Raw genomic sequence first — 5,493 nt, 5'->3', positions numbered from 1 at the left:
GCCGGAACGTTCCGGCCGGACCGCCGCCGTCATGCTCGGGAGGGCCAGTCATGCAGATGTCGTTTCGTTGGTACGGGGATTCGGACCCGGTGTCCTTGCAGTACATCCGTCAGATTCCGGGCGTGACGCAGATCGTCTCGGCCGTCTACGACGAACCGGTGGGCGAGGTGTGGCCGGTGGAGAAGATCGCCGCGCTGAAGTCGAAGATCGAGGCGGCCGGGCTGCGCTTCGAGGTGGTGGAATCGGTGCCGGTGCACGAGGACATCAAGCTCGGCAAGCCCACTCGCGACCGCTTGATCGCGAACTACCAGCAGACGCTGCGCCATCTCGCGGCGGCCGGCGTTCAAGTGGTTTGCTACAACTTCATGCCGGTGTTCGACTGGACCCGCACCGAGCTGGCCAAGACGCTGGAAGACGGCTCGACCTGCCTCGCGTTCAGCACCGCCGAAGTGGAGCGCATCGATCCGAACGAGGGCATTTCCCTGCCGGGCTGGGATTCGAGCTATCGCCCCGAGGAACTGCGGGCGCTGCTCGCCGAATACCGCGAGATCGACGAGGCGCGGCTCTGGTCGAACCTCGAATATTTCCTGAAGGCGGTGGTGCCGGTGGCGGCCGAATGCGGCATTCGCATGGCGATTCATCCCGACGATCCGCCGCGCCCGATCTTCGGCCTGCCGCGCATCGTCAAGAACCGCGACGATCTCGCCCGCATCCTGGCGGCGGTCGACCACCCGGCCAACGGCCTGACGTTGTGCTCGGGCTCGCTCGGCGCGGGGCCGCAGAACGACGTCGAGGCGCTGGTGCGCGAATTCGGCGGCATGGGCCGGATCCATTTCGCGCATATCCGCAACGTCAAGATCACGCCCGACGGCGATTTCGAGGAATCGGCGCACCTGTCGAGCTGCGGCTCGCTCGATATCGCCGCGATCGTCAAGGCGTATCACGACACCGGCTACACCGGCTACGTGCGGCCCGACCATGGCCGGATGATCTGGGGCGAAACCGGCAAGCCCGGCTACGGCCTCTACGATCGCGCGCTCGGCGCCGTGTATCTGAACGGGCTGTGGGAAGCGCTGCAGAAGTTCGATCACGCCTGACCCCGGGCGGGCCGTCGCGCCCGCCGCGGCCGTTGCAAGACCGCGAGACCGCAAGACCGCAAGGCCGCATCACACCACCACCAACAAGCACGCCGACGTGCGACCGGCGCGCGCCGCCCTCCGAGGCCGGCCGCGCCCAACACCAACGAAGCGGAGACCTTCGATGCCGAACATCCGATGGGCGATGATCCTGATGTGCTTCCTCGCCAACGTCATCAATTTCGTCGATCGCGCCAATCTGGCGATCGCCGCCCCCAGCATTCGCGCCGATCTCGGCCTCGACGCCGTCGGCATGGGCTTCGTGCTGAGCGCGTTCTTCTGGACCTACGCGTTCCTGCAATTGCCGGCCGGCTGGTTCATCGACAAGGTGGGCGTGCGCATCGCGCTGGCGCTTGCGGTGGGCTGGTGGTCGGTGTTTACGGTCGCCACCGGCGCGGCGCGCGGCCTGGGGCAACTGGTGGGGATGCGCCTGATGCTCGGCGCGGGCGAGGCGGCGGCGATCCCGTCGTTCGCCAAGGTGGCGTTCAACTGGTTCCCGCGGCGCGAACGGGGGCTGGCCAGCAGCATCTTCGACAGCGGCTCGCGGGTCGGCTCGGCGCTGTCGCTGCCGCTGGTCGCGTGGCTGATCTCGCAGGTGGGCTGGCGCGGTTCGTTCATCGTGACGGGCTCGCTCGGCATCGTCTGGGCGGCGGCGTGGTGGTTCATCTATCGCGACCCGGAACGCTATCGCGGCATCGCGCCCGACGCCGTGGCCGCGCTGCTGGCGGAACGGGCCGGCGTGCCGGCCGGCGGCCGCACGGCGGCGCAGGCCGAGGCCGCCGCGCGCGTGTCGTGGCTCGACCTGTTTCGCTATCGCACCATCTGGGGAATGATGATCGGCCTGTTCTGCCTGAACTTCGCGATCTACTTCTTCATCACGTGGTTCCCGAGCTATCTGCTGCAGTCGCGCGGCTTCTCGCTCGCGTCGCTGGGCACGCTCGGCATGCTGCCGGCGTTGGTGGCGATTCCGGGCGGCTGGCTCGGCGGCTATGTGTCCGACGCGCTGTTCCGGCGCGGCTGGAGCGCCACGGCCGCGCGCAAGACCTGCCTGGTGGGCGGGATGCTGGCGTCGTCGTCGATCGCAGTGTCGGCGCTGGTCGACAGCACCGGCTGGTGCCTCGCGCTGTTCGCGCTGTCGTATGCGGGCTTGTCGTTCGCCGGCGCGAACGTCTGGACGCTGGTGGGCGAGGTTGCGCCCACGCCGGCGCACGTCGCGTCGATCGGCGGCATCCAGAACTTCGCCGGCAATCTGGCCGGGATCTTCATCACCACGTTCACGGGGCTGATGCTGTCGATCACGCGCGGCTCGTTCGTGGTGCCGCTGGTGGCGGCCGGGGTGTTGTGCGTGGTGGGCGCGCTGTCGTATCTGTTCCTGGTGGGGCGCGTGGAGCCGTTGCCGCCGTTGCGCGGGGTGGGGGGCGAGCCGGTGCGGGTGGGGTGAGGTTCAAGGTGCGTTCGCCGCGCCGAGCAAGTGGTGCGGCGCGGCTGCTGGTGCGGCGGGTTGCTCGAATGCGGCCGGCGTGATGCTCGGTGAGCACCGTTGTTGCCGAGAGCGCGATGCGGCACGGTTGCCGGCGCAACGAGTAGCTCGATTGCGGCTGGCGTGATGCTCGGCGCGTGCCGGCAGTACCGAGCAAGCGATGCCGCGCGGCGGGTTGCTCGATTGCCGCCCGCATGACGCTCAATGCGAATCGTCCGCCCCCAAAAACCGATGCAGCACATCCGCCAGCGCGGCCGGCTGCTCGATCGCCGGCAAATGGCCGCTGTTCGGCACGACCTCGAAGCCGGCGCAGCGCGCCAGCGCCCAGTCGGGCACATGCCAGCCGTCGCGCGAACGCTCGCCGGCCACCAGGCAGACGCGATGCCGCTCGAATACCGCCCCGACGGCATCGAGATAGGCCGCGTTGCCCGTCGTATCCACCACCGAGCGGCCCATCGCGCGCAGCGTCGAGGCCGGCTGATGGTCGAGCCAGCGCGCGGCGGTGCGCGCCATCGACGGCGTGACGTCCGCCACCGCGCCGCCCAGCCATCGCGCCGGATCGGCGCGAAACCCCGCCAGCATCGCCTCGGCCTCGTGCGCCGTCATGCGGCCGACCGAGGCCGACCAGAATGCGTCGTCCAGCGTGAAGTTGCCCTCGATGTTGACGATGCGCCGCACGCGTTCGGGGTGCGCGTGCGCAAACAGCATCGCGATCGCACCGCCCACCGAATGGCCGACCAGATCGACGCGCTCCATACCCGCCTGCGCCTCGACGAACGCACGCAGATGCGCGACCTGTTCGGGCAGCGTGATGCGCGCGGCCGGCACGTCGCGGTGTTCGCCGTAACCGAGCAGCGACGGCGCGGCGTGCGGCGGCGCGTAGCCGTCGATCGCGAGCGTGCCGATGAAACCGTGGATGAAGATCGCGGGCGGCGGTGAGGTCATGCTTCGTTCTCCTTGATAGTGGCGTGCGCCGATCCGGCCAGTTCGTGTTCGAGTTCGTCGAGTTCGAGGCCGTGCGTGCGGTCGTGGTCGAGCAGCTCGCGCACGAGTTCCTCCAGCGTCATGCGGCGCACGCCGTCGCGCAGCCCGCAGCGGGCCAGCGCGGCGGTATCGAGCGTGGCGAGCGAATCGCATAAGCGGCCGCGCGAGGCGGCGAACGCGGTCAGCGCGTCCTGGCCGTCCTGATGCAGGTAGTCCCGCGCTTCAGCCAGCGCCGTGCCGTCCACCGAAGCGATGACGGGCAGCGTTTCGTGGCGCACGGCCTCGATGCGCTGCGCGAACACCGCGTCGAGATCGCGCAGATGGCAGGCATGTTCGACGAACGCGAAGCCGGTGCCGGCCGGGCGCGTGGCCCATTGCGCGGCGGGCAGGCGCGCGGCGGCGAGGGCGAGCCGCGCGGGCATGTGCGTCAGCGCATCGAGCACGCCGCCGAACGGCAGCACCACCGGATACGGGCCGAACACCGCGCCATACGTGAACGGCGCGCCGCCGATCCGGCCGCGCGCCTGCACCAGTTCGTGGCCGTGGCGGCGCATCACCTCGGCCACCATCGCGCCGCAGAACTGGCGCGCGGTGGTGTCGTCGGCGATATCGGGGAATTTCCCGGCGATCTCGTCGCGGATCGCGGCGATCGCCGCCACGCCCACCCGCGACAGCGCCGCGAACTCGATGTAGCGCGATGGCGTATCGATCAAGGCTTCCAGTTGCCGGCCGAGCGGCGTGGCGCGGAAGCGGTCGAATCGCGAATGCATGAAACAGGCCCTGTCAGGTAACGTAGCAAAACGATACGTTACCTGACAGGGCCGGTCAAAGCGGATTTTCGGCCGCCGTCCCGCCGATCGGGGACAGCAGCCGAGCGGGTCAATCAGCCATCAGTGCGCCGCGCCTTCCACGAACTTGCCCTGATTCAGATCGTCGAGCAGCGTCGGCCCGACCGGCTTCCAGCCGAGCCGCGCCTGCGTCAGCGCGCTCGATGCGGGCATGTCGAGGCTCACGAACATCCCCATCCAGCCGAAGTGCGCCTGCGCCTCTTCCGCCGCGATCGAGCGGGCGGGCAGGCCCAGCACGCGCGCCAGCGTCTCGGCGATCTCGCGGCTGGCGATGCCTTCCTCGCCCACGGCGTTCCAGCGCGCGCCGGCCTGGCCCTTCTCGATGGCGAGGCGATACAGCTTCACGACATCCGACAGATGCCCGGCCGGCCAGCGGTTGCGGCCCTCGCCGACATAGGCCACCACGCCCTTGTCGCGCGCGATCTGCACGAGCGGCGAAATCAGCCCCTGGCGGTACGGGTTGTGCACCTGCGGCAGACGCATCACCGACACGTTGACGCCGGCGTCGAGCAGCGCGTTGCCGGCCAGCTCGGAGCCGATGCGCGGGTTCGGATGGGTGGTGTTGAACACGTCCTCGCTGGCCGGTTCGCCATGCGCGCCGCTGCCCACGCCGGTGCCCGAGGTGATCAGCAGCGGGCGGTCCGAGCCCTTCAGTGCCTCGCCGAGCGCGGCGATCGCGCGCTTGTCCTTCTCGCAGTTCGCGACGAAGTTCGTGAAATCGTGATCGAAGGCCGCGTGGATCACGGCATCGGCCTGGGCCGCGCCCGCGCGCAGGCTGTCGGTGTCCTCCAGCGTGGCGCGGTGCGCTTCGGCGCCGGCCTGGCGCAGCGCATCGGCGCCGGCATCGGAGCGGGTCATGCCGAGCACCTGGTGGCCTGCCTGGATCAGTTCGGGAACGAGGGCCGAGCCGATGAAGCCGGTCGCGCCAGTCAGAAAAATACGCATGTGAACTCTCCTTGGGTCGTCACGGGCTTACTATCCGACGTCTGCTTATCCCGTTAAAGTAGTGAGTTCATCATGGTAAAGCGACTAACAGGATCCCCAT

Annotated in this window: 5 protein-coding genes; 2 read left to right on the top strand and 3 right to left on the bottom strand. The window is 69.2% G+C overall.

Features of this window, described 5'->3' with window-relative positions:
• Positions 1-50: 50 nt before the first annotated feature.
• Both uxuA and ACYP33_RS13620 read left to right on the top strand, forming a co-directional pair.
• The gene (uxuA, locus tag ACYP33_RS13625) at positions 51-1,097 is read left to right on the top strand and encodes a mannonate dehydratase (protein ID WP_459622307.1); all 1,047 of its coding nucleotides are present in this window, start codon (positions 51-53) and stop codon (positions 1,095-1,097) included.
• Positions 1,098-1,260: 163 nt separating this feature from the next.
• Positions 1,261-2,577: an MFS transporter gene (locus ACYP33_RS13620; RefSeq protein ID WP_459622305.1), complete on the top strand. Its 1,317-nt coding sequence runs from the start codon at positions 1,261-1,263 to the stop codon at positions 2,575-2,577.
• A 240-nt stretch (positions 2,578-2,817) separates the two neighbouring features.
• Here ACYP33_RS13620 and ACYP33_RS13615 read toward each other — a convergent pair whose 3' ends face one another.
• From ACYP33_RS13615 to ACYP33_RS13605, 3 genes are all read right to left on the bottom strand, one after another.
• Positions 2,818-3,561 (bottom strand): alpha/beta fold hydrolase, encoded by a 744-nt coding sequence (locus ACYP33_RS13615; RefSeq protein ID WP_459622303.1) that lies wholly within the window; start codon positions 3,559-3,561, stop codon positions 2,818-2,820.
• Positions 3,558-4,370 carry a DinB family protein gene (locus tag ACYP33_RS13610; protein WP_459622301.1) on the bottom strand — a complete coding sequence of 271 codons (813 nt, stop codon included), beginning with the start codon at positions 4,368-4,370 and terminating at the stop codon, positions 3,558-3,560. Before ACYP33_RS13610 ends, ACYP33_RS13615 begins: the two co-directional genes overlap by 4 nt.
• Positions 4,371-4,490: 120 nt before the next feature.
• Positions 4,491-5,393, bottom strand: coding sequence for an SDR family oxidoreductase (locus ACYP33_RS13605; RefSeq protein ID WP_414448232.1), 903 nt, complete (start codon positions 5,391-5,393; stop codon positions 4,491-4,493).
• Positions 5,394-5,493: the final 100 nt, after the last annotated feature.

The sequence above is a fragment of the Burkholderia sp. 3C genome (assembly GCF_054589155.1).
The sequence above is the reverse complement of the archived record's forward strand: the minus strand, read 5'-3'. Positions and strand labels throughout refer to the sequence as shown.